Raw genomic sequence first — 22,641 nt, forward strand, 5'->3', positions numbered from 1 at the left:
CCCCATTCAACCACCCCCTATGCCACACTTTTTCTCCTCAAAACTTATCCTGCCTACCCTGCTGGCTGCCACGTCCTTGCTAGCTAGCTGTGGAGGCGATTCGGAAAGCCGTAAAATAGCGGAGGCCGAAGCCAAGCCCGATGCTGCCTTCGGGCGATACAAAACGCAATTCATTGATTCGCTGTGGTATTACAATCCAGAGTGGGCTTCCGGCGCCGGCTACCACCGCTACGATTCGCTGCTGACCATTCCCTCGGCGGGGCGGCGGCAGGTAGAGGCCGCCTTTGTGGCGCGTCGCCTGAAAGAGATGCAAACGTGGCAGCTCAACGAGCTATCAACCGACAACCAGATTGATTACCAGCTGATGCAGAACTACCTGCACGGCGCCCGCTGGTACAACGACACCCTGCAAGCCTGGCAGTGGGACCCCTCGAACTACAACGTTAGCGGGGGGGTAGCCGAAATCTTGAACGGCCGCTACCAGCCCCTGGACCGCCGCCTGCGCAATATCTCCCTGAAAATTAACCGCACCACGGACTATTACGAAGCGGCCAAAGCCAATATTAGTCGGCCTACAAAAGAGCACACCGAGCTGGCCATTCTGCAAACGCAGGGCGGGATGGACGTATTTGGGAAAGCACTGGCCGACTCAGTGGCTCGCTCGGGGCTGTCGGAACAGGAAAAGCAGCAGCTCACCACGCGTATCGGCGTGACGCGGCTGGCCATGCAGGAGTACGTGCGCTTTCTGAAGGAAGAAGTGCTGCCGAAAAAGAACTTCCGCAGCTTCCGGTTAGGCAAAGCGCTGTTTGATAAGAAGTTCGCTTACGATATTCAGTCGAGCTACACCGCTGAGCAGGTGTATCAGAAGGCGTTGGCGCACAAGCAGGAGCTGCTGCGCGATATGCAAGTACGCGCTACCCATCTCTGGCCCAAATATTTCCCCAATCAGCCCCAGCCCGCCGACACGCTGGCCCTGATTCAGCAAGTCATCAGCAAGCTATCCGCCAAGCACGTGGCGAAAAATGGTTTCGTGGACGCGGTGAAAGCGCAGATTCCTACCCTCACCAAGTTCGTCGACGATAAGAAGCTACTGACTCAGGACCCCAGCAAGCCGCTGGTAGTGCGCGAAACGCCCAAATATATGCGCGGCGGTGGCGCGGGTGCCAGCGTATCAGCCCCCGGCCCCTACGATAAGGGAGCCGACACCTACTACAACGTGGAGCCCCTGGACAACCTCACCGACGCTCAGGCCGAGAGCTACCTGCGCGAGTACAACGACTACACCCTGCAAATCCTGAACATCCACGAGGCTATTCCGGGCCACTACACGCAACTGGTGTATGCTAACCGCGCGCCCTCGCTCATCAAGAGCATCTTCGGCAACGGCGCCATGATTGAGGGCTGGGCCGTGTACTCGGAGCGCATGATGCTGGAAAATGGCTACGCTGGCGGCTCCGACGAAATCTGGCTGATGTGGGACAAATGGAACATGCGCGTGACCCTGAATGCCATCCTCGACCACGAAGTGCACGCCGGCAACATCACCGAGGCGCAAGCCGTGGCCATGCTGCGCCGCGACGGTTTCCAAGAAGAAACGGAGGCCCGCAACAAGTGGCGCCGCGCTACCCTGAGCCAGGTGCAGCTCAGCAGCTACTTCAGCGGCTACACCGATATCTATGGTCTGCGCGAAGAAGTGAAAAAGCGCGAGGGTAACGATTTCAGCGTGAAGAAGTTCAACGAACAATTCCTGAGCTACGGCAACGCCCCGGTGAAATACATCCGGCAGCTAATGCTGAGAAAGGCTGAGTAGCGTAGAGGAAGCTTCTTGATAGCCCACATGGAAAAGCCAGACGACGGTGTTTAAGCAACTCCGTCGTCTGGCTTTTCCATGTAGACTATCTACTTCCTATGGTAGCGTGTGCCCACGCAATATGTCAATATGGGAATTTATGGGTTCATTTTTGTGTCTGCGCAGGACAGACACCCACTCAACCCTCTATCTTTGCCGCCCGAAATATGCTGTCCATGAAAATAATCGATACGAACGACGAAGGCCTACGCACGCTGATTCATGACTACCCCAAGGTGATTGCCAAGTTCACTTCAGCAAATTGCGCTGTCTGCGAACTGCTGGCGCCGCCGTTCGAGAAGTTTGCTGCCGAACCAGCCTACCAGGGCATTGCCTTCCTACGACTCGATTCGGACCAGAACCCCGTAGCGAAGAAGATGATGGATGAGCGTGTTGCTCCGTTTTTTGTCATTTATTACAAAGGCCGTATGCTGGAGTGCGATACGCTGAAAACGGAAGAGGAAGTGAAGGCGTATCTTGTTCAGCTACTGAATTATACGCCTACGCCAGTCGTGTAAGGATTATGTTATTTGCGCGTTAAACACGCCCGCAACTCTACACTTGTGTAGTTTTGCGGGCGTGTTTTTTCTGCTTTCCAAGATTCTGTTCTACGCCATTATGCCAGCCGTGTGGCTGCTGGCGTTGCTACTGGGTGCTGTAGTTGTGCGCCGTCCCAGGTGGTCGCGCCGGTTGTTAGTGGCTTGCGCCGTGCTGTTTGTGGTGCTCACCAACGGCGCCCTCCTCAACGAAGCGCTGCTGGCCTGGGAGCTGCCGCCGGTGCGGCCCACGCAGTTGCCAACTCGGTCAGATGCCGGTGTGCTGCTCACGGGTATCACCAAGGGCAGCAAGTCGCCCCACGACCGGGTATACCTCAGCACCGGTGCCGACCGCCTCACCAATGCCCTGTGGCTGTACCGAGCCGGCCGCATCGGGCGCATCATCGTGTCGGGAGGCTCGGGTGAGGTAGGGGGTAGCAAAATCGGACGCTCCGAGGCTGCCCAACTGGCTACGCTGCTGCGCCTCTCGGGTGTGCCGCCGCAGGACATTCTATTGGAGGAACGCAGCCGCAACACCCGCGAAAATGCGCTGTACACCCGGCAGCTACTCACTCAGCACCCGGAAATCAAATCGTTGGTGCTGGTGACTTCCGCCTTTCACCAGCGCCGAGCACTGGGCTGCTTCCGGCAGGTAGGGCTGCACCCCATACCTTTCCCAGCGGGCTACTACTCCGCTAACCGTCAGGCAACCCCCGCTTACTGGCTGCTACCCGATGCAGGCGCCCTAGCGAACTGGAGTATACTGCTCCACGAATTGGTTGGGTATGTGGTGTATAAGGTGCTGGGGTATTGTTGAAATGGTAAGTAGAAAAAATGTCTGTCATCCTGAGCAGAGCGAAGGACCTTCTGCCACTTGAACGAGTCGTTGTTACGCCTGTCGCTCAGGCGTGAGAAGGTCCTTCGCAAGCTCAGGATGACAGATGCCTTTATATCAACTTACTCCGTTTTCTTCTCTTCCGGCTTCTCCTCCGCCGCAATCCACAAGCTCTTCTGATTAACAAACTCGCGAATACCCAGGTAGGAAAGCTCCCGCCCATAGCCCGACTGCTTCACGCCCCCAAACGGCATTTCGGGTGACGACTTCACGATGGCGTTGACGAATACTGCGCCGGCTTCTATGCGGCGGGCCAGGGCCTCGCCGCGCGCCACGTCGCGGGTCCAGATGGAGCCGCCCAGGCCGTAGGGCGAGTCGTTGGCGAGGCGAACGGCATCATCGGCGTCGCGGGCTTCCAGCACCAGCGCCACGGGGCCAAAGAACTCCTCGTGGTAGGCCGGCTGGCCGGGCTGTACGTTGGTCAGGATCATGGGCCGGAACAGGGTAGCGCCGGGCGCGTCCTGGCCGCCGTCCAGCACAACGTGGGCTCCTTTGGCTACCGAGTCCTGCACTTGCTGGGTCAGCGTATCGGCCAGATCGGGGCGGGCGAGGGGGCCGTACTGGGTGGCTTCGTCGAGCGGATCGCCGGTTTGGAAGGCCGCCATGTGCTCTTTCAGCTTCTGAGTGAACTCGGCCACTACCGATTGCTCCACAATGAAGCGTTTGGCTGCAATGCAACTCTGCCCCGCGTTGATCATGCGGGCCTGGGCGGCATTTTTGGCTGCCACGTCCAAATCAGCATCGGCCAGTACAATAAACGCATCGGAGCCACCTAGTTCCAGCACGCTTTTCTTGAGGTATTTGCCGGCTAGTGCTGCTACGCTGGAGCCGGCGCGGGTGCTGCCCGTGAGTGTCACGGCCCGCACCCGGTCGTCGGCCAACAGCGGTTCTACTTGGTCTGTGTCGATAAGCAGCGTGCGGAAGGTAGCGAGCGGGAAACCGGCATCGTGGAAAATCTTTTCCAGCGCCAGGGCACACTGCGGCACGTTAGGCGCGTGCTTAAGCAGGCCCACGTTGCCAGCCATCAGCGCCGGCGCGGCAAAGCGGATAACTTGCCACAGCGGAAAATTCCAGGGCATGATGGCTAGCACCACGCCCAACGGCTCGTGGGCAATTAGGCTGCGTTGGGCTTCCGTCTGGATTTCTTCATCAGCCAGAAAGGCCTCAGCGTGCTCGGCGTAGTAGTCACAGGTGGTGGCACATTTTTGCGCCTCGGCGCGGCCATCGGCAATGGGCTTGCCCATTTCGATACTCATCAGGCGGGCCAGCTCCTGCGCCCGTTCCCGCAGCAGAGCGGCGGCGCGGCGCATCCGTTCGGCACGGTGAGCAAAGGAGGTAGTGCGCCACGTAGCAGCAGCTTCGTGCGCCTGCCGCAGAATTTCTTCGGTGTCGGACCAGGCAAAGGGCGCAAATTCTTGCAGCACCTGCCCGGTGTAGGGATTGATAGAGGAGATAGCCATCATGGAAAAACAAGCGTCGAAAGGATATAGTTACGCGTGCCCTACTGCTTGCGGCTACCCCACCCGAAAACTTGTAACACAACCATAGCTATACTGCACGTAGAAGGCTGGGTAGGGCAGGGGCCACACCGGGGAAAGCAAGTCGCACTACGCGAATAAAACTTTATACCGTATTTTGCCACCCTATCGGGCCCTCCCCACCGCTGCTTCACTCGCCCATTTATTGTACTAATCTGTGTCAGCTACTACCCTAGAGTCATCGACCTCCTACCCGGAGGAACTGCTCGTACAGCGCTTGCGTGACCGCGACGAGTCAGCCATGACCTTGTTTTATGACAAATATTCGGCAGCGCTGTACGGGGTCATCCTGCGCATCGTAAAGAAGGAAGAAATAGCCGAAGACGTGTTGCAAGAAGGTCTGGTCAAAATCTGGCATTCCTTTCAGTTCTACGATTCGTCCAAAGGGCGGCTTTTTACGTGGGTACTGAATATTTGCCGCAATTTAGCCATTGATAAAATCCGCTCTCGACAGTACCGCGTAGGTACTCGCATGACACCATTGGAGGATAGTGGTGCCATGCGTCAGGCGGCCTCCTCCGGGTTTCAGCCTGAGCATATTGGATTGCAGGAAATCACAAATCAGCTCAACCCTGAACAGAAACAAGTGATTGACCTGTTATACTTTGGCGGTTTTACTCAAAGCGAAGTGGCAGAAGAACTCGACTTGCCGTTGGGCACCGTAAAAACTCGGGCCCGGGCAGCAATTAAGGTATTATCAAAATTGATTCGATAGCCGTGGACATTCAGGAATACATCGAATCAGGCATTCTGGAGCAGTACGCCCTCGGCGAGCTACCAGCAGTAGAACAGGCAGAGGTAGAACGCCTGGCTGCTATGCACCCCGCTATCCGGCAGGAGCTGGACAGCGTAATAGAAGCCCTTAGCGGCTATGCGGCACAGTATGCCCAAACACCTCCTGCCGACATGCGCAACCGGGTGTTGGCCGGCTGGAAAGCTGCCATCGACGCCGATGCAGTTGCTCCGGTGCCCGTGGCCGCACCCGAGCCGGTGGTGCGCTCCATCAGCTTGGCGCCGGTAGAAGAAGCGGCACCAGCTGCGCCTCGCTTCAACTGGCTGATGGCCGCTTCCATTGCGTTTTTGCTGCTGAGCGTGGGCATCAACTTCTTGCTCTACTCGAAATGGCAGAACGCCGAAACCAGCTTGGCCGCCGTGGAAAGCGACCGGTCGCTGCTGGCGGCCTCGCACATGGCGGTGGAGAAACGATTGGGCGATCAAACCAATGAGTTGTCGGTGTTGCGCAGCGACGAGTTTCGGACGGTAGCGCTGAACGGCACGCCCGCTGCGCCCAAGGCCCGCGCTAAGGTGCTCTATAATCCCAACACTCGCACCGTGTATGTGGATGTGCGCAGCCTACCCGAACCGCCCGCAGGCAAGCAGTACCAACTGTGGGCCCTCGATAACGGCAAGCCCGTAGACGCGGGTGTGCTGGACTACGCCACCGCTTCCGGCGAAAGCCTGCAACACATGAAAGATATTGCCAGCGCCCAAGCCTTTGCCATGACGGTAGAGGACGCCGGCGGCAGTCCTACCCCCACACTATCGACGATGACGGTGGTAGGCAATATCTAATAACAACGGGCAACAATTTCATTAGAAGCCGTTGCCTGTCACTCACCTCACGAGCGCTTCGTAGCTGAACTATTGGCTATGAAGCGCTTTTTTGCGTATATAGGCTAGATTTTATCTATTTCGCCTTTTAATTCGTGCACGGGACCATCTTTTCGCTGCTGAAACGCTACGTGCAAACGCAGTACGACCATAGCACCTGGGTGCGCCTGGTGGAGCACTCTGGGCTTACGGAGGTGGACTTCGACCACCGCAACGTGTACCCCGACAAGCACATGTATGCCCTGGTAAGGCAGGCAGCTGAAATGACTGGCCTTTCGGCCGATGAGTTGCACGAGAAATTTGGGGAGTACTTGGTGCCGGACTTGCTGTATATGTACCAGAAGTACATCCGGCCGGAGTGGCGGACGCTGGATATGCTGGAGCACACCGAAACGGCCATGCACACACGGGTGAGGTCCGCGCACGAAGGCTATAGGCCGCCTGTGCTGGACGTGCGCCGCGTGGCCCCCGACGAAGTATTTATTGAGTATGTGTCGCCGCGGCGTATGGGGGGGCTGGCGCTAGGCATTGTGCGCGGCTTGGCGCGCTACTTCGATGAGGAAGACCGTATTATAGTAGAGCCGCTTACCAGCGAAAATGGCGAGCGGGTACAAATGCGAGTGCGCTTGCTCGCCTAGTGGCGCCTACCTGCGAGCGAGCGAAGTATATAGTAGTAATAAACACACGCGCCTGTAGAGGCAGCAGCAGGATCTGGCGCACATAGCTTATGAGTAGAACAATGCACTGGAAGGCGATAATGACTTGCATTGGCACCATGCTACTGCTGGTTGGCTGCTCCTCAGGACCCACCGACCCCGGCGAGCAGCGAGGAGAGTCGGTGCCAGCTTTGCGGCGGCAACACTTCGATGCGTATTTTGATAATGACTGGGCCATGCGCCCGCTGTGGGAAGACGGCCTAGCAGAAATTGCGCGCTACGACGCCCAGCAGGTTATCAACGGCGAGGCGCTATCCTACGAGTTGACCCAGGTAACGCAGCTGGAGGAGTTCAACCAGCAGTTTGATGTGCGCACGGACAGTCTCCGGCGCAACGATGTTTTTCCGGTGATGCACATCAGCCAGTTCGGCTCGCTGCCGACGGCTATGCCGCCTTTTCATTTTCTAACCACGCTGTTTTTCCGGCGCGACCGGCCCACGGTGCTACATAAGCTTACTACTACCCTGCAAGAGCCCGCCGGCAACACGTTTAAGGCGTTTGTGGATGATGACTTGCAGTACGTAGAAACCTACAACTCCTACCACGATGGCCAGGGTGCCGGTCGGCGCCTGCTGCGCCACGAGGTGCTTTTTGAGGATGCGTTGAGCTATTGCTTACGCAGCCTCAGGTTTGCAGATCTACCCTCGTTTGATGTAACCATTGCCGGGCAGCAGCAAACCAGCAGCGCCGCGCCGCCGCTACTCTACCAGGCCCACGTAACGGTAGCCGATCAGGCTGCCACCGATACGCTGGCGGCCAGCTGGCGCGTAACCATCAATCTTAATAAGGAGAAACAAAACGTGTATTGGTTTGCCCACGATTACCCGCATTTGCTGTTGCGCCAGATTACATGGAACGGCCGCTTGCGTCGGCTAAAGTCCGTAACCCGGGCACCTTATGGCATGCAGTAGGGTAGGGCACTTAAACAAGCAGCTAGGCTGCCGGGTTAGACTTATTTACGCTTGTTTTCCGTTGAGAAGGTTGCATCACCAACGATGCAGCTATTACAGGGAGAGTACACGGAAAAAATTAAATAAGAAATAACGTACTAACGTTGCTTGCATTTGCATTTATGCCGGTAATTTGCTGATTAAGCCAGTAAGCGGCCAATAACGGGTGTCCTCGGATGGATACTTGCATCGTTAGCCCTGGCTTCTTTTCTGAACAATGAGCGGAAAATGGTATGCGGGTATTCTCCGTATGCTTACCTTACCGTATACGCATAACGCCGTGGCACAAAAACTCAACAAACGCGCTTCCATCACGGACCTTGCAAAGATCCTGAACCTGTCGCCTTCTACTATTTCACGGGCACTCAATGGCCACGCCGACATCAGCGAGGCTACCAAGCAGCGCGTGTGGGAAGTAGCCAAAGAGCTGAATTACCAGCCCAACCACCTGGCTGCCGCCCTGCGCCGGGGCCGTAGCAATATGCTGGGTGTGATTGTGCCTCACATCAACGGGCACTTTTTCCCGTCGATCATGCACGGCATCGAAACCGTAGCCAGCAAGGCAGGCTTCAACGTGATGATCTGCCAGTCGAACGAGGACGTGCAGCGCGAAAAGAACAACATCGACGCCCTGCTGAACGCGCAGGTAGAAGGCATTCTGGTGTCGCTGGCCCGCACCACGCACGATTTTCAGCACTTCGAGAAAGTACGGCAGCAGAATATTCCGCTGGTGTTTTTTGACCGGATGCCGGAGGTGTCCAGCGTGAGCGGCGTGGTGCTCGACGACCACCAGGGGGCCTACATGGCCGTGCGCCACTTGCTGGAGCAGGGTTGCCGCCGCATTGCCCACTTTGCCGGGCCGCAGCACCTGAATATTTACAGCAACCGCCATAAGGGCTACCTCAACGCCCTGCAAGCATTTGGCTTACCCCACGACGAGCAGCTGATGCACTTCCTACCCAAGCTCCAGCAGAACGCCGGCGAGCAGGCCATGCGTGAGCTGCTGCAGCTCGCCGAGCCACCTGATGCTATTTTCGGGTCCGGCGACATTCCTGTGGCGGGGGCGCTGGAGGTGCTGCATGCCCAGGGCATTCGGGTGCCGCAGGATATTGCCCTGGCGGGCTTCAGCAACGAGCCGTTCACTACCCTCACCACACCAAAGCTCACCTCGGTGGACCAGCGGGGCGAGCAGATGGGGCACTCGGCGGTGCAGCTGTTTCTGCAAATGCTCAAGCGCAGCGACAATTTTGCGCCCCACCGTGTCGTGCTCAAGCCTCAGCTGCACATCCGCGAGTCGTCGATGCGCTAACATATGGCAAGCAACGGCTATGAGTGTCTATAACGACTTATTTGCGCGTGCCCAAGAGGAGCAGCGAATGGTAGGTATCCGCAGCAACGCGGGTGAACCGGGGCGTTTTGCCGTTGGGTTTGTGCAGAGCTACAGTGAAGATGTGCTTCTGCTGCGCGTCATCAATCGCGATGGTATGCAAACAGGCATGCAGTCATTCAATCTGAGCGATGTATTTCAAGTTGATTTCAACGACCAATACATTCGCAATGTGGAGTTTAAAGCCAATAATCTGGATCGAGTGTACGCTAGCGTGAAAACACCCTCTTTCCTTACGGTAAGTGAATTAAGCACGCCCTACCTATTGGAAATGGCGCGCGAGCACGAGCAATTGGTGTATTTAAGCACATACCTTTCCACTAGTTTTTATGGTTACGTGCGGCAACTAACGGAGCGCGAAGCGCTACTGGAATGCTACACCGAATTCGGAGTGGCCGATGGCTTGGCGGCAATTCGGGTGGAGGATGTCCGCAACGTAGTATGGAGTGATGAGGACACCCGCGTAATAGAATTGCACCTGAAGCTTCAATCCAACGAGTAAGCCAGAAAAGTAAACCCTAATGGAATAGGGTTGTTGGGAAGGTATCATCAACAACCTTTTGTATGCGTTTTACGGTTTTTCTGTTCGTGTTGGCTTGGTGGTTGGGAACGGCTGGCATTGGGTACGCCCAATCGGGCGTAGGGCTGACGCCACTCAACGCCACGCTCGATGGCTACGACTATCCCTACCCCGTGCACCACCTGCCGTTGCGCCTAGAGGGCCAGCACCTGCAAATGGCCTATATGGACGTGGCACCAACCGCCAAAGCCAACGGGCGCACGGTGGTGTTGCTGCACGGTAAAAACTTTTTCGGCGCCTACTGGCGCGGCACGGTACAAACGCTCACGCAAGCCGGCTTCCGGGTAGTAGTGCCTGACCAGATTGGTTTTGGCAAGTCGGATAAGCCGGATATCCACTACTCGTTTCACCAATTGGCGCGCAACACCAAGCACCTGCTCGATACGCTGGGCATCCGGCGGGCCGTGGTGGTAGGGCACAGCATGGGTGGCATGGTGGCCACGCGCTTCTCCCTGATCTACCCCGAAACCACCGAGAAACTGGTGCTCGAAAACCCCATTGGGCTGGAGGACTACCGGCTGGCGGTACCTTTCCGAAGCATCGACGAAGCCACGGCGCAGGAGTTACGCACTACCGCACAAAGCATGCGTGCTTACCATAAGAGCTACTACCCCAATGGCTACCCTGACGCCCACGACGAGTGGCTGGCTCCGCTCATTGCGCAACTCGCCCACCCCGATTACGCCAAAGTGGCCCTAGCCAGCGCCCTCACGTACGCCATGATCTATCAACAGCCTGTGTGCTACGAGTTTGCGCGGGTGCAGGTGCCTACCCTGCTCATTATTGGGCAAGACGACCGCACGGTAGTGGGTAAAGGTCTCGTGCGTGACCCTAGCGTATTGGCAACGTTGGGGCAGTACCCGGCGCTTGGCCGCCGCACTGCCAACCAGATAAAAGGAAGCAAACTAGTGCCGCTAGCCGGAGTAGGGCACATTCCGCATGTGCAGGTGCCAGATCAGTTTTACAAAGCGCTATTGGCTTTCCTATAGAAAATAGGTAGTTGAGAACGTAGTATATAATAAGGAGGAGCCCGAAAGGCTTCTCTTTTTATGTTACGAGTGTTTTTTTGGGAATTACAGTATATAAACAAGAATATACTTCGTGTATTAGTATAGTGTTATCATGTAAAAGTACAGTTTAAATATATCTAAAAAGGCAAATTGTGCTTATGATATTGGTTCAATATGGATGAAGTGCAAAAACAGCATTAATATTGCTAAGCCAAGCTTGTTGTATCGCATAGATAAGAGATTACAGCTAACTACTAGCGATACTATCAAGATGATGTCACCGCTTCTTGGATAAAATGAAATGGCTGCTGGCTGTGTAGATAGCAAAAAGCCTATGTTACTATTGGTTGCCACGCCCGCCCCAACCATTCGTGTATGAGCAAAAAGTTTTACTCCTTCCTATTACTTCTGCTACTACCCTTACTGCTGCACGCGCAGCAACAGCCAGACACGACCAGTCGACAAGAGGCACCCATCCGCAACATTGATATAGAGAACGTAGACGTGTTGCCTAGCGCGGTGGAAATCGACGGCTGGCTGCTGCTGGACAAGGACATTCAGACGGAGCTGGATGGGGCCATGCACAACCTTTACAACTTCAAGTACGACAAAGCCGAGAAGCAATTCCGTTCGTTACGGCGGCGCTACCCCCAGCACCCCATGCCCTACTTCCTGATGGGCCTGACTACCTGGTGGAAGATTATGCCCAACATTGCGCAAACCAAGCAGTATGATAACCTGCTGTTTGCCTACATGGATACCGCCATTACTTACGCTACTCGCCTTTACGAAGCCGATAACAAAAACTACGAAGCCTGCTTTTTTCTGGCTGCCGCCTACGGGTTTGATGCCCGCCTGAACGGCGAGCGGCACAACTGGCGCCGCGTGACCGTAAGTAGCAAACGCGCCCTCGACTACCTCGAAATTAGCAAGCAGGCCAACGACCTGAGCCCCGAGTTTCTGTGCGGTCAGGCTTTGATCAACTACTACTCGGTGTGGTTGTCAGAAACCTACAAGCTGTTGCGGCCCGTGCTGCTGTTTTTCCCGAAAGGCAACCAACAATTAGGTGTTGAGCAATTGCGCATAGTGGCCAACAATGGCTTCTATGCCGCGCCGGAGGCCAAGTACTTTCTGATGAAAGTGCTGTCTGAGCAAAAAAACTCGGCCCGCGAAGCCTTGGCCGTAGCCCAGCAACTCCACCAAACCTACCCCGACAATGCCTACTTCGAGCGCCTATACGCCATGCTGTGCTTCAACGAAGGCGAATTTTGGGAGTGCGAGAAGATCAGCAAGGACATTCTGGACAAGCTAAACCGGGGCCTACCCGGCTACGAAGGCACTAGTGGCCGATACGCGACCTACTTCATGGGGTGGATTATGCAGAACAAAGTGCGCAACCTGGCCAAAGCCAAGGAATACTACCAGCGCTGCATCGTATTTGCCGAAAGCACTAGCGAAACGCAGAGCGGCTTCTATCTCTACGCCAACCTGAACCTAGCACACCTGGCAAACGGCGAAAAAGACGTGCGCCGCGCCAAGCAGTACTACGCCGTAGTAGCAGAGCGCGCCGAGCGCAAATCGGACATGTGCCGTGAAGCCCAAATCTACCTGAAGAACAACTAGAAATAGCGGGGTAGTGCGTTAGAGCAAACTGTCATTCTGAACAGCGCGAAGGCCCTTTTCACGGCTGAACGACAACCGTAACAACGATTGGTTCAGCCGTGAAAAGGGCCTGCGTGCTGTTCAGAATTATACTCATTCACAATCTCACTTTTCACAACTTCACTTTTCACAACTTCACTTTTCTTAACTTCACTTTTCTTAGTGGTGATGATGGTGGCCCGCATCAGGCTTGCCGAAGAGGTTGCGTAGCGTACCTATCACATATAAAGCAGCCCAACACACGTAGAGCCAATTGAAGCCCTGCACCGTGTGGTGAAACACAAAATGCAACAACAGGTGCGCCCCACCGCTCATGATGAGACCTGTGAGGGCAATGAACTGATAGCTGTTGAGGGCGCTAGGATGGTAAAGCTTAGAAAAATCCACGGGTAGGAGGGAGCTAAGGGTAAGCAGAAGGACGCTACCGGCTGAAAGAGGAGCAAAGGTCCGAAAACATTCTGAGTACGCAGGTTTGGTCGTAGTGGTCAAGTTACACATGGCTGCAAAACTCAGATTAGCGTAGCTAATTACAACTAAAAACCGCATGTCGTAAACATGCGTCATATTATGTCGTATATTTACGACATAAAGTTACTGTTGTCATCCATTTATCCATGACTTACGCTAAAACCGAGGCTTTCACCGCCGAGCAGCAGCAGTTAGCCCGCGTGGCCAAAGCCCTGGCCCATCCGGCCAGAGTAGCTATTATCCAGTTGCTGGCCAGCAAGCAAACCTGCATCTCCGGCGATATTGCTGCTGAGTTGCCGCTCTCGCGCACCACAGTGTCGCAGCACCTACAGGAGCTGAAAGCGCTGGAGTTAATAAAAGGAGAAATTGACGGCCTCACGGTCTGCTATTGCCTCAACACCGAACTGTTACAACGGGTGCAGCAGCAGTTTGTCAGCTTTTTCATAGAGGCAACGAGTGGCGCGGCCTGCGGCCCCGACGATGCCTGCGCCTGCTAATCTTTTTATTCACCTTACTTACTGACGATGAAAATCTCCGAAATGAAGCAGTCATTGGCTGGGCTCGACGCTGTTCATTTTCGCCTACCCTCGGGCGAGTATTTACCCCCGCATTTCCATGTGACGGAAGTGGGGTTGGTGAGCAAGTATTTCATTGACTGCGGCGGCGTGGAGCGCCAGGAAACGGTTGCCAACTTCCAGCTCTGGGAAGCCGGCGACTACGACCATCGCCTGGCTCCGCAGAAATTTCTACACATTCTCGCGCTGTCGGAGAAAATTCTGGGCCAAGAGGATTTAGATATCGAGGTTGAGTATCAGCAGGCTACCATTGGCAAGTTTGGCCTCGCGTTCGACGGCCAGGATTTTGTGCTCCTACCCAAGCAAACGGCCTGCCTGGCGCAGGATGCCTGTGGTATTCCAAACAAAGAGGTTGCCCTACCCCAACTGCACGTGATGGCCTGCACGCCCGGCAGCGGATGCTGCTAACCCTTTTCAACGGCGCTACCTGGAAGGGCGGCGCCGTTTTGCAGGTCTGTTTTCCTCTTTCCTGACTTCATCTTTCTGTTTCTGATGACGATTGCCTTTTTTTCCGACGTGCACGGTAACCTGCCGGCCCTGGAAGCAATGTTGGCCGACATGGAGCAGCGCCGCCCCGATATGATCTTCTGCCTCGGCGACCTGGTGGGCTACGCGCCCTGGCCCAATGAGGTAGTGAACGAGGTGCGCCGTCGGGGTATTCCTACCCTGGCCGGCAACTACGACCAAGGCATTGGCTTGGCCAGTAGCAACTGCGGCTGTGCCTACAAAACCGACACCGACAAGGACCTGGGGGCGCAGAGTATTGCCTACACCAACCACGTAGTAGGTGACGACGAGCGGCGCTACCTGCGCTTGCTGCCCAAGCACATGCGTCTCGACTTCGAAGACGAGCCGTGTACGCTGAATTTACTGATGGTGCACGGCTCCCCGCGCAAAATCAACGAATACCTATTTGAAGACCGGCCCGAAGTCAGCTTTCTGCGGGTGCTGACCGATGCTCACGCCGACATTCTACTCTTTGGGCACACGCACAAGCCCTACCACCGCACCTTTGCCTACGAGGTAGAAGGCGAAACCCGATACCGGCATGCGCTCAACATCGGCTCGGTGGGCAAGCCCAAAGACGGCGACCCCCGCGCCGCCTACCAGCTGTTGCACCTCGACGAGAACACCCAACTAACCAGCCCGGACGGCGTGCGTTCCGAGCTGATTCGTGTGGCGTATGATGTAGAGAGAGCGGCAAAAGCCGTGGAAGATTCGCCGCTACCCAATGCGTATGCCGATATGCTGCGCAAGGCGTATTAAGCCATTCTGCCATGCAGATTCAACCAATGACCGCCGCGCACTACCCCGCCGTGCGTACTATCTACGAGGAGGGTATAGCCACTGGCAACGCCACCTTTGAAACCCAGGCACCCACATGGGAGGCCTGGGACCGAGCGCACCTGGTTCACAGCCGCTTGGTCGCTATTGATGGTGGCGCGGTGCTGGGCTGGGCGGCCCTTTCGCCCGTATCGAGCCGCTGTGTGTACGGTGGGGTTGCCGAAATCAGCCTGTACATCGCCGCTGAAGCCCGCCGGCAAGGCGTGGGTCGGCAGTTACTGCAAAGCCTCATTCTCGACTCGGAAGCGCATGGTATCTGGACGTTACAAGCCGGCACCTTTGCTGAGAATACAGCTAGTATTAGCCTGCACATGCAGGCTGGTTTTCGCGTCGTTGGCTACCGCGAGCGGATTGGCCAGCAGCACGGTGTATGGCGCAACACCGTGCTGCTGGAGCGGCGCAGCCCGTACATCGGCCTGACGTAATGTATTCCCTACCTCCCTATGAACACGCTCCCTCAACCCCTTCCGGCAACTCCTGTCGTGCTGGCAGAAAAGAAACTTTCGGGTCTTGACCGGGGCCTTACGCTCTGGATATTCCTGGCGATGGCGCTGGGCGTTGCGCTGGGTTATTTCGTGCCCGGCATCAACGAAGCCGTGAACTACTTCTCCGTAGGCACAGTGAACGTACCGCTGGCCTTAGGCCTGATTTTGATGATGTACCCACCACTAGCCAAGGTGAAGTACGAGCAGCTGCCGAAAGTCTTCAAAAATACGCGCATTATTGCCTTATCCTTGTTTCTGAACTGGATTCTGGGGCCGGTGCTTATGTTCTTTCTGGCCGTGTGTCTGCTGCCTGATAAGCCCGAGTACATGATGGGCCTGATTCTGATTGGCATTGCCCGTTGCATTGCTATGGTGTTGGTATGGAACGATTTGGCCGACGGTAGCCGCGAGTACGCGGCCGGGTTGGTGGCGCTCAACTCTATTTTTCAGGTGCTGTTCTACTCGGTGTTGGCTTGGCTGTTTATTACCGTGCTGCCGCCCTACTTCGGCCTGAAAGGCTACGCCGTGAACATCGGCATTGGCGACATTGCCCAGAGCGTGCTCATCTACCTGGGTATTCCGTTTGCGGCTGGCTTTCTTTCGCGCCTGGTGCTACGGCGGCTGAAGGGAGACACATGGTACGAGCAGACCTTCCTCCCAGCTATTAGCCCCATTACGCTGGTAGCCCTGCTGCTCACGATTGTCGTGATGTTCAGTTTGAAAGGAGAAGCTATAGTGCGTATTCCGTTCGATGTGCTACGCATCGCCTTGCCACTGGCCTTATATTTCGGAATCATGTTTGTGCTCAGCTTTGCGGCAGGCAAGTACCTGGGAGCCGATTATGCCGAAAATGCCAGCATTGCCTTCACCGCCACCGGCAACAACTTCGAGCTGGCTATTGCGGTAGCCATTGGCGTGTTTGGGTTGAACTCGGGCCAGGCCTTTGCGGGCGTTATTGGTCCGCTGATTGAGGTGCCGGCCCTGATTGCTTTAGTCAACCTGGCTTTCTGGTTTCGTCGTCGCTGGTATGGGGGGCAAGCAGTAACCCCAGCCGCATAGTCTCCGGTAGTCAGATGATGGGTGCGGACGGAGTAAGGCTCCCGTACCAATCTGGTAGTCATCTACTACGTGCAACGCCATGCTGTTTGCGCTCAGGTATCTGTACGAGCCCGGCCTCAAACCATATACTGGCTCTGGACATTCCCAACCATGCCTGCCAGACTGCGTATTGCTAAGGAGTATTTTCCCACGCAATTCATCCCCAGCATATGGCCACAGATAAAGACGGTAGCATCACCGACCAGGAAAACATTATTCCGAAAAACGAGCAGCTCGAAAACGAAAAGGATTTTGACGAAAGCCAGAGCAATGGCAAAGAGATGAGCGACCCTTCGGCGGCACGCTATACCGGGGCCAACGGCTACAAACAGCGCAGCAACCAGAAAGATCAGCTTGAAAACCTGCACATCGGCGGCGACGAAACCCATCCCCAGGGTGGCAACGAGCACCATGCTGAGGGCGAAAATGCCCAAGGGCCGGGTTTCACCAAAGAAGGTAGCTACGAAATGGGCAACAGCATCCGCACCCAGGACCAGGATTTTGGCGAAGATGCCCCAAGCGGCCCCTCGCGCCCGGCGCACGACTAGCGTTTTCGTTTCTCACGATTACACTGTCTAATAAGAATCCCGTACGACAACGTGCGGGATTCTTGCATTTGCAAGACAGATGGGCTATTCTGATAATATGGTATTGCCAAGGTAGTAATTATGGTTCGTGTCATGCTGTATGTGTGCTCATTATAAGTAAAACGCTCTTTTCACTCGTAAGTAGCAAAGGGAGTATAATAGCATAACGCAACCCATTATGAAACTATATATGCGAACATTCCTTAAATACGCCTGATTCAGTGAAAATTCATTGGTTCATTATTAGAGTAATTTTAGTCAATTTTGGAATAAAAAATTTTAAAGTGATATGGATTTCTGATAATAGTACAATATATTTGTATGCCTGATCGGAAGAAGGATACGGTTCAATGAGTTGAACTTTAGCCATGACACAACCGGGGCGATATTGTTACTACGAACATTATCAAGCCAGCACAAATGAAGTCACTGCTTACCACGCTCGTTCTTGTTGTGCTGCTACTCGCAGTACGCATAGGTAGCTATGCTCAAGGATATGCAGATGACGCTTTGCTGGCTAGCAATACCGTTGCAACGACTGTAGGGGAGGTAGCAGAAGATGAAAAAGAGGCAGAGGCGCCCCGTGTAACGACAACAACGGCTAGCGCCCGAGTGCCCATGATGACGATTCAAGGGCGCGTGATAGACGTGGACAAGGATCCATTGGTAGGAGCTACCATTATGGTGGAAGGCACCCAGATCATCGGTATCACGGATGCCGACGGTTGCTACAAACTCACCATTCCTGCGGGCCGCTATACGCTCCGCTGCGGCTCAGCGGGCTACTACGATGATGAGGTGTCTGCCCGTCCAACGGCCACCAACCAGACAGTAGTGCTGAAATACCGGCCGGATGCTTTCAAACGCATCAAGCGTTAAGTGAAATGATTTTCCACAAAAAAACGCCCCGTTACTGGTAACGGGGCGTTTTTTTGTGGGAAGAAAATAGCGGTTAGTCCACAACTTAGATTACTTACTGCTCTTCGTTGGGTAGTTGTTTGTTGAACTGCCGGCCCAGCAAAAAGTAAACTGGCACACCCAGCGCCAGCAGGAGTAACCCGCGTTGAGAAAATGCAGCTGTAGCGTCGCTGAACAGCAGAATGAGGCAGAAGGCTGAGGCTACCACAATGTAGAACAGCGGCACCAGCGGGTAGCCAAAGGCCCGGTAGGGACGCGGCGCGGTAGGGCGGGTGCGGCGAAGCACAAAGATGCCGATGATGGTAATGACGTAGAACAGAATTACTGAGAACATCACATAGTTGAGCAGTTCGCCATACGAACCCGTAAGGCAAAGCAGGCAAGCCCAGGCGCATTGGGTCCAGAGGGCTACGCCGGGCACGCCGGCGCGGTTCAGGCGGGCCAGGGGCGGGAAGAACAGGCCATCCTTTGCCATAGCATAGTAGGCGCGAGCACCGCTGAGGATGATGCCGTTGTTGGCCCCGAAGGTGCTGATCATGATGAGTACGGCCATCACGTAAGCGCCGGTGCGGCCCAACATGCTCTCGGCCACGGCGGTGGCTACCCGGTCGTTGGCGGCGTACATAATGCCGCGCCCTACCACATCGGTAGCAGCGGCGGTAGGGCTGCCGGGGATGGGCAGCACCAGCAGATACACCACGTTGATGAGCAGATAGAGCGCCGTGACAATGGCCGTGCCGATGGCCATGCTGAGGACAATGGTGCGCTCGGGCCGTACGATTTCATCGCCCGAAAACCCAATGTTGTTCCAGCAGTCGGAGCTGAACAGAGAGCCGGTCATGGCCAGGCCGATGGCGCCTACCAGACCCCAGGTGTCCAAGGGGGTAGCGTTGCCCAGATCGTCGAAGCTGGCGGCCTGCCACATATCGGTGAAGTTGATTTGCACAGCCTCGTGGTTGACACCCAGAATCAGACCGAACAAGATGAGCAGGGCTAGCGCTACTAGCTTGGTGCTGCCGAATACGTTGGAAATCAGCTTGCCACTGCGCACGCCGTTGGCGTTGATCCAGGTGAGGCCCACAATCATCAGAATAGCCAGCAGCTGCACGGTGGTGAAGGCCAGCGGGCCGACGTTGAACAGTACGTGCTCCTCGCTGAACCACGGCACCAGCACGCCCGTGAAGCGCGCAAACGCCACTGCCACGGCCGCAATAACGCCGGTCTGGATGACGGTAAACAGCGACCAGCCGTAGAGAAACGCCACCAGCTTGTTGTAGGCCTCGCGCAGGTACACGTACTGCCCGCCTACCTTCGGGAACATAGCCGACAGCTCACCGTAGCTCACGGCGCCCGCCAGCGTGATGAGGCCCGTGATGACCCACACCACCAGCAGCCAACCCGCCGAGCCTACCTGCCGGGCAATGCTGGTGGAAACGATGAAGATACCGGAGCCAATCATGCCGCCGGTCACGATCATGACGGCATCAAACAGCGTAATGGCCCGCTGAAAGTGGCCTTGTTTTTCAGACATAGATAGAGAGTAGGAGTGTATTCAGGGGCGGAAGATAATTAGATTCTGTTGGGTAGCCAGCTAGCCAAACGGGGAACCTGCCGGCACAACTTTGTCGTGCCCAATCACGAATAGCTACTTTTGCGGTTGCATGTCGCATAAGCTACTCGTCTTTCTGATTGGGCTGCTCCTGGTTTCGGCCCTGGGCTCCTATGTGTATTATCGCCATACTGTGGCGGCCGTGCCCGTAGACCCCTGGACGCTGGTGCCCGACGATGCGGCGCTGGTGCTTACCACCGACGACCACCCCACGCTGGTGCGCCACTTGCAGGAAAGTCAGCTTTGGGACAACCTCACGGCCGTGCGCTACTTCCAGCAAGTAGAAGACAACCTAACGCTAGCCGATAGCCTGGTAGGGGGGCGCAACGTAGTGCTGCGTTTCCTGGGCCACAAGCGGGTGTTCACCTCTGTGCACGTCACGGCGCCGGGCACGTTCGATGTGCTGTTTCAGGTGCCCGTTGCCACTGTGCGCGAGTACCGGCAAGTGCGGGCTCTGGAAGACGCCCTGCGCCGCGATGCGCGCTACCAAGTCAGCACGCGCACGTTTCACGACAACCAGCTCGTGACCATTCAGCAGCGTGGCAACGGCACCAGTCTCACCTACTTCAACTACCGCAACCAATTGCTCATTAGCGCCAACCCGACGTTGGTAGAAGCCGTGGTGCTGCGCCTGGAACACCCCGATGCCCCCACAGTAGCCGCCGATTTTCAGAACACCGACTACCTGAACATGCCCAATACCGATGCTACCCTGCTGGTGAACTACCGGCGGCTGCCGCAGCTCCTGGGTGTGTTTTTCAGGTCGGAGCTGGAAGGCGACCTGACGGCTTTCACCAGCCTGAGCCGCAACGGCATGCTGGGTATTCGATTGGCGGGCAATAAGGTGATATTGAGTGGATTCAGTAATCCCGAAATTGCCCGCGGCTCGTTGCACCAGCGCCTGCGCGGGCAGCCGACGCAACGCCTGCAAATGGCCGAGGTGCTTTCGCTGCGCACGGCGCTGCTGGTGCACATGGGGGTAGGGCCGGCCAGCGTACTGCGCGACCCTCATCCCCTTGATACCGACTCGTTGAGCCAGCTTACGCAGCCGTTGCTCGATAGCCTGGCCGGGCAGTTCTCGCGCGAAGTGGCCCTGTGCTATTTGGCGGCTCCGTCGGCGCGGGCGGTGCCGGGCAAGCTGGCGCTGGCGTACTGTGCTACCCCCGACCGCGCTGGTATCCTATTGGGGCAGTTGCGCCGGGCTACGGGAACTACGCCGTCGTTTGAGCGGGTAGGGCCGTATCAGATGTACCAAACCGGCGTGCCCGAGCTGCCGGCCCGGTTGTTGGGGCCGCAGTTCTCCAATTTTGGGCAGCCCGTGATGACGCAGGTAGGCAACTACGTGGCCTTCGGAACCGATGCGGCTACCCTGCGCACCTGGCTGACGGACATAGCCGCCCGGGAAGTGTGGAGCCGCTCGCCGGTGCAAGTAGCTTTTTTGCAGGAAACCGCTTCAATGACTCGCCTGAGCGTACTGCTGGACATGCGCAACGCCTGGAACTTGCTACTGCGTGCCGCCGTGGAAGACCGTCGGGCAGGCCTACTGCGCAACGAGAACCTGTTCAAGCGCTTTCCGCAGATTGCTTTTCAGTGGGTGCCTGCCACCAATGAAAACGATACGACTGCGCAGTACTTCACGCAGTTTTTGCTACGCCATCCGGCTATTGGGCCAGCGGTGTCGCAGGCACAGGGCGCCAACGGCAACGACGCTGTGCTTACCTTTAAGACAGCCCTTACCTCGGGGCCGGCGCTGGTGGCCGTGCCGGGCACTCGCAATGCTGGTGTGCTGGTGCAGGACGCGGCCCAAGTGCTGCACTACGTAACGCCCGAAAATGTGGTGGCGTGGTCTGATTCGCTGCCGGGGCCGCTGGTGCAGCCTATTCAGCGGCTGCGGCGCGACGGTAGCAATCAGCACCTGCTGCTAACGCCTACCCAGTTGCATCTGCTGAACGAGCGTGGGACAGAAGCGCCACATTTCCCCTTCAATCTTCCTGATACCGTGCAGGCTACGGGGCTGGTGGCCTCGCCTCCCGTAGGCAATACCGCCACGCGCCTGCTGGTGCTGGGGGGCGGCAACAATCTGTTTTTGTATGATACCAACGGGCAGCCCTACGCTGGCTGGCAGCCCAAACGCGTAGAGTTCAGTCTGGCCGGCGAGCCGCAGTACCTAAGCATAAACGGCCGCGACATCATTGTGGTGCCGTTGGAAAATGGATATGTCTACGCCTACGATGCGCAGGGCGGGCTCTACCCTGGTTTCCCCATCAGCATGGGAGCACGGCTGCAAAGCGGTGTGTTTGTGGAGCAGGGCGCCACGCTACGCCGCACCCGTCTGACGATGGTAACCCAGCACGGCGAGCGGGTGACGTTTGCGCTCAGCGGCGAGATTGTGAGCCGGAGCCGGGTGGCTACCTGGAGCCGTACTTCCATTTTCCGCCTGATTCCTGATCAGAACAATGCCACGTATGTGGTGGTACGGGAAGACGACCGCGGCCAGTTGGCAGTATTTAGCCCAGCGGGCCGGCAGTTGCTCAGTCGCCGCTTCCTGACGTCGGGTATTAAGCCGGTGCAGTATTTCAACTTCAGCCAGAAACTTCAGGTGGTAGCCCTCTCTGAGCCCGGTCCCGGCAACGTGTATCTCTACGACACAGAAGGCCGCCTCATCAGCGGCCGCCCCTTCCCCAGCACTGCCCCCACCATCTCCCTCAATTACGATGCTACCCGCCGCGCCTACCAGCTCTACCGCGTATCCGGTTCTGAGTTGCACCGCACACTGGTACCGTGGTAGATATGAACTAGTGAGGATAATAAAAAGCGTCTGTC

22 protein-coding genes are annotated in these 22,641 nt (G+C 56.4%); 19 read left to right on the top strand and 3 right to left on the bottom strand.

Going from position 1 to position 22,641, the window contains the following annotated elements:
* The first annotated feature begins 19 nt into the window (after nucleotides 1-19).
* From J4D97_RS01915 to J4D97_RS01925, 3 genes are all read left to right on the top strand, one after another.
* On the top strand, nucleotides 20-1,810 hold the full coding sequence (locus J4D97_RS01915) for a DUF885 domain-containing protein (RefSeq protein WP_208306132.1): 1,791 nt from the start codon (nucleotides 20-22) through the stop codon (nucleotides 1,808-1,810).
* 215 nt (nucleotides 1,811-2,025) lie between these two features.
* A complete protein-coding gene (locus J4D97_RS01920; protein ID WP_208306133.1) occupies nucleotides 2,026-2,367 on the top strand; it encodes a thioredoxin family protein in 342 nt (113 codons plus the stop codon).
* Nucleotides 2,368-2,410: 43 nt separating this feature from the next.
* On the top strand, nucleotides 2,411-3,202 hold the full coding sequence (locus J4D97_RS01925) for a YdcF family protein (RefSeq protein ID WP_208306134.1): 792 nt from the start codon (nucleotides 2,411-2,413) through the stop codon (nucleotides 3,200-3,202).
* Nucleotides 3,203-3,342: 140 nt separating this feature from the next.
* Here J4D97_RS01925 and J4D97_RS01930 read toward each other — a convergent pair whose 3' ends face one another.
* A complete protein-coding gene (locus J4D97_RS01930; RefSeq protein WP_347879315.1) occupies nucleotides 3,343-4,743 on the bottom strand; it encodes an NAD-dependent succinate-semialdehyde dehydrogenase in 1,401 nt (466 codons plus the stop codon).
* 232 nt (nucleotides 4,744-4,975) lie between these two features.
* On the opposite strand from J4D97_RS01930, the gene J4D97_RS01935 reads away from it, so the two are divergent.
* The 8 genes from J4D97_RS01935 (at nucleotide 4,976) to J4D97_RS01970 (ending at nucleotide 12,695) form a co-directional block, all read left to right on the top strand.
* Complete coding sequence (locus J4D97_RS01935) at nucleotides 4,976-5,533, top strand: RNA polymerase sigma factor (protein WP_258049036.1); 558 nt, start codon at nucleotides 4,976-4,978, stop codon at nucleotides 5,531-5,533.
* Nucleotides 5,534-5,535: 2 nt separating this feature from the next.
* Nucleotides 5,536-6,390 (top strand): anti-sigma factor, encoded by an 855-nt coding sequence (locus tag J4D97_RS01940; protein ID WP_208306135.1) that lies wholly within the window; start codon nucleotides 5,536-5,538, stop codon nucleotides 6,388-6,390.
* 134 nt (nucleotides 6,391-6,524) lie between these two features.
* Nucleotides 6,525-7,067 carry a heme NO-binding domain-containing protein gene (locus J4D97_RS01945; protein WP_208306136.1) on the top strand — a complete coding sequence of 181 codons (543 nt, stop codon included), beginning with the start codon at nucleotides 6,525-6,527 and terminating at the stop codon, nucleotides 7,065-7,067.
* A gap of 137 nt (nucleotides 7,068-7,204) precedes the next feature.
* On the top strand, nucleotides 7,205-8,056 hold the full coding sequence (locus tag J4D97_RS01950; protein ID WP_208306137.1) for a hypothetical protein: 852 nt from the start codon (nucleotides 7,205-7,207) through the stop codon (nucleotides 8,054-8,056).
* A gap of 289 nt (nucleotides 8,057-8,345) precedes the next feature.
* Nucleotides 8,346-9,404, top strand: coding sequence for a LacI family DNA-binding transcriptional regulator (locus J4D97_RS01955; RefSeq protein ID WP_208306138.1), 1,059 nt, complete (start codon nucleotides 8,346-8,348; stop codon nucleotides 9,402-9,404).
* A 19-nt stretch (nucleotides 9,405-9,423) separates the two neighbouring features.
* Entirely contained in the window at nucleotides 9,424-9,984 is a 561-nt protein-coding gene (locus tag J4D97_RS01960) for a hypothetical protein (RefSeq protein ID WP_208306139.1), read from the top strand.
* Between the two features lie 62 nt (nucleotides 9,985-10,046).
* Entirely contained in the window at nucleotides 10,047-11,051 is a 1,005-nt protein-coding gene (locus tag J4D97_RS01965; protein WP_208306140.1) for an alpha/beta hydrolase, read from the top strand.
* A 396-nt stretch (nucleotides 11,052-11,447) separates the two neighbouring features.
* The gene (locus J4D97_RS01970) at nucleotides 11,448-12,695 is read left to right on the top strand and encodes a tol-pal system protein YbgF (protein WP_208306141.1); all 1,248 of its coding nucleotides are present in this window, start codon (nucleotides 11,448-11,450) and stop codon (nucleotides 12,693-12,695) included.
* A 198-nt stretch (nucleotides 12,696-12,893) separates the two neighbouring features.
* On the opposite strand, the gene J4D97_RS01975 is transcribed toward J4D97_RS01970, so the two are convergent.
* The gene (locus J4D97_RS01975) at nucleotides 12,894-13,121 is read right to left on the bottom strand and encodes a hypothetical protein (RefSeq protein ID WP_185283372.1); all 228 of its coding nucleotides are present in this window, start codon (nucleotides 13,119-13,121) and stop codon (nucleotides 12,894-12,896) included.
* Nucleotides 13,122-13,348: 227 nt separating this feature from the next.
* Here J4D97_RS01975 and J4D97_RS01980 point away from each other — a divergent pair, with 227 nt between their 5' ends.
* From J4D97_RS01980 to J4D97_RS02010, 7 genes are all read left to right on the top strand, one after another.
* Nucleotides 13,349-13,699 (top strand): ArsR/SmtB family transcription factor, encoded by a 351-nt coding sequence (locus J4D97_RS01980; RefSeq protein WP_208306142.1) that lies wholly within the window; start codon nucleotides 13,349-13,351, stop codon nucleotides 13,697-13,699.
* 27 nt (nucleotides 13,700-13,726) lie between these two features.
* Nucleotides 13,727-14,185, top strand: coding sequence for a DUF6428 family protein (locus tag J4D97_RS01985; RefSeq protein WP_208306143.1), 459 nt, complete (start codon nucleotides 13,727-13,729; stop codon nucleotides 14,183-14,185).
* A gap of 84 nt (nucleotides 14,186-14,269) precedes the next feature.
* The gene (locus J4D97_RS01990) at nucleotides 14,270-15,043 is read left to right on the top strand and encodes a metallophosphoesterase family protein (protein WP_208306144.1); all 774 of its coding nucleotides are present in this window, start codon (nucleotides 14,270-14,272) and stop codon (nucleotides 15,041-15,043) included.
* An 11-nt stretch (nucleotides 15,044-15,054) separates the two neighbouring features.
* Nucleotides 15,055-15,546: a GNAT family N-acetyltransferase gene (locus J4D97_RS01995; RefSeq protein ID WP_208306145.1), complete on the top strand. Its 492-nt coding sequence runs from the start codon at nucleotides 15,055-15,057 to the stop codon at nucleotides 15,544-15,546.
* 18 nt (nucleotides 15,547-15,564) lie between these two features.
* Nucleotides 15,565-16,665: an ACR3 family arsenite efflux transporter gene (arsB, locus tag J4D97_RS02000; protein WP_208306146.1), complete on the top strand. Its 1,101-nt coding sequence runs from the start codon at nucleotides 15,565-15,567 to the stop codon at nucleotides 16,663-16,665.
* A 209-nt stretch (nucleotides 16,666-16,874) separates the two neighbouring features.
* Entirely contained in the window at nucleotides 16,875-17,252 is a 378-nt protein-coding gene (locus J4D97_RS02005) for a hypothetical protein (protein ID WP_185283378.1), read from the top strand.
* Nucleotides 17,253-17,711: 459 nt separating this feature from the next.
* On the top strand, nucleotides 17,712-18,170 hold the full coding sequence (locus J4D97_RS02010; protein WP_208306147.1) for a carboxypeptidase-like regulatory domain-containing protein: 459 nt from the start codon (nucleotides 17,712-17,714) through the stop codon (nucleotides 18,168-18,170).
* A gap of 94 nt (nucleotides 18,171-18,264) precedes the next feature.
* Here the strand turns inward: J4D97_RS02010 and J4D97_RS02015 are convergent, their stop codons facing one another.
* Nucleotides 18,265-19,740: an APC family permease gene (locus J4D97_RS02015; RefSeq protein WP_208306148.1), complete on the bottom strand. Its 1,476-nt coding sequence runs from the start codon at nucleotides 19,738-19,740 to the stop codon at nucleotides 18,265-18,267.
* Between the two features lie 130 nt (nucleotides 19,741-19,870).
* On the opposite strand from J4D97_RS02015, the gene J4D97_RS02020 reads away from it, so the two are divergent.
* Complete coding sequence (locus J4D97_RS02020) at nucleotides 19,871-22,606, top strand: hypothetical protein (protein WP_208306149.1); 2,736 nt, start codon at nucleotides 19,871-19,873, stop codon at nucleotides 22,604-22,606.
* Nucleotides 22,607-22,641 lie beyond the last annotated feature (35 nt).

The sequence above is a fragment of the Hymenobacter defluvii genome (assembly GCF_017589435.1).
GTDB lineage: Bacteria > Bacteroidota > Bacteroidia > Cytophagales > Hymenobacteraceae > Hymenobacter > Hymenobacter profundi.

Bases quoted from the DNA above. Each gene is read 5' to 3' on its own strand.
- J4D97_RS01990 (WP_208306144.1), top strand. From the start codon at position 14,270: ATGACGATTGCCTTTTTTTCCGACGTGCACGGTAACCTGCCGGCCCTG.
- J4D97_RS02010 (WP_208306147.1), top strand. From the start codon at position 17,712: ATGAAGTCACTGCTTACCACGCTCGTTCTTGTTGTGCTGCTACTCGCA.
- arsB (WP_208306146.1), top strand. From the start codon at position 15,565: ATGAACACGCTCCCTCAACCCCTTCCGGCAACTCCTGTCGTGCTGGCA.
- J4D97_RS01980 (WP_208306142.1), top strand. From the start codon at position 13,349: ATGACTTACGCTAAAACCGAGGCTTTCACCGCCGAGCAGCAGCAGTTA.
- J4D97_RS01950 (WP_208306137.1), top strand. From the start codon at position 7,205: ATGCTACTGCTGGTTGGCTGCTCCTCAGGACCCACCGACCCCGGCGAG.
- J4D97_RS02015 (WP_208306148.1), bottom strand. From the start codon at position 19,740: ATGTCTGAAAAACAAGGCCACTTTCAGCGGGCCATTACGCTGTTTGAT.
- J4D97_RS01955 (WP_208306138.1), top strand. From the start codon at position 8,346: ATGCTTACCTTACCGTATACGCATAACGCCGTGGCACAAAAACTCAAC.
- J4D97_RS01985 (WP_208306143.1), top strand. From the start codon at position 13,727: ATGAAAATCTCCGAAATGAAGCAGTCATTGGCTGGGCTCGACGCTGTT.
- J4D97_RS01960 (WP_208306139.1), top strand. From the start codon at position 9,424: ATGAGTGTCTATAACGACTTATTTGCGCGTGCCCAAGAGGAGCAGCGA.
- J4D97_RS01970 (WP_208306141.1), top strand. From the start codon at position 11,448: ATGAGCAAAAAGTTTTACTCCTTCCTATTACTTCTGCTACTACCCTTA.
- J4D97_RS01995 (WP_208306145.1), top strand. From the start codon at position 15,055: ATGCAGATTCAACCAATGACCGCCGCGCACTACCCCGCCGTGCGTACT.
- J4D97_RS01930 (WP_347879315.1), bottom strand. From the start codon at position 4,743: ATGATGGCTATCTCCTCTATCAATCCCTACACCGGGCAGGTGCTGCAA.
- J4D97_RS01965 (WP_208306140.1), top strand. From the start codon at position 10,047: ATGCGTTTTACGGTTTTTCTGTTCGTGTTGGCTTGGTGGTTGGGAACG.
- J4D97_RS01920 (WP_208306133.1), top strand. From the start codon at position 2,026: ATGAAAATAATCGATACGAACGACGAAGGCCTACGCACGCTGATTCAT.
- J4D97_RS02020 (WP_208306149.1), top strand. From the start codon at position 19,871: ATGTCGCATAAGCTACTCGTCTTTCTGATTGGGCTGCTCCTGGTTTCG.
- J4D97_RS01915 (WP_208306132.1), top strand. From the start codon at position 20: ATGCCACACTTTTTCTCCTCAAAACTTATCCTGCCTACCCTGCTGGCT.
- J4D97_RS02005 (WP_185283378.1), top strand. From the start codon at position 16,875: ATGGCCACAGATAAAGACGGTAGCATCACCGACCAGGAAAACATTATT.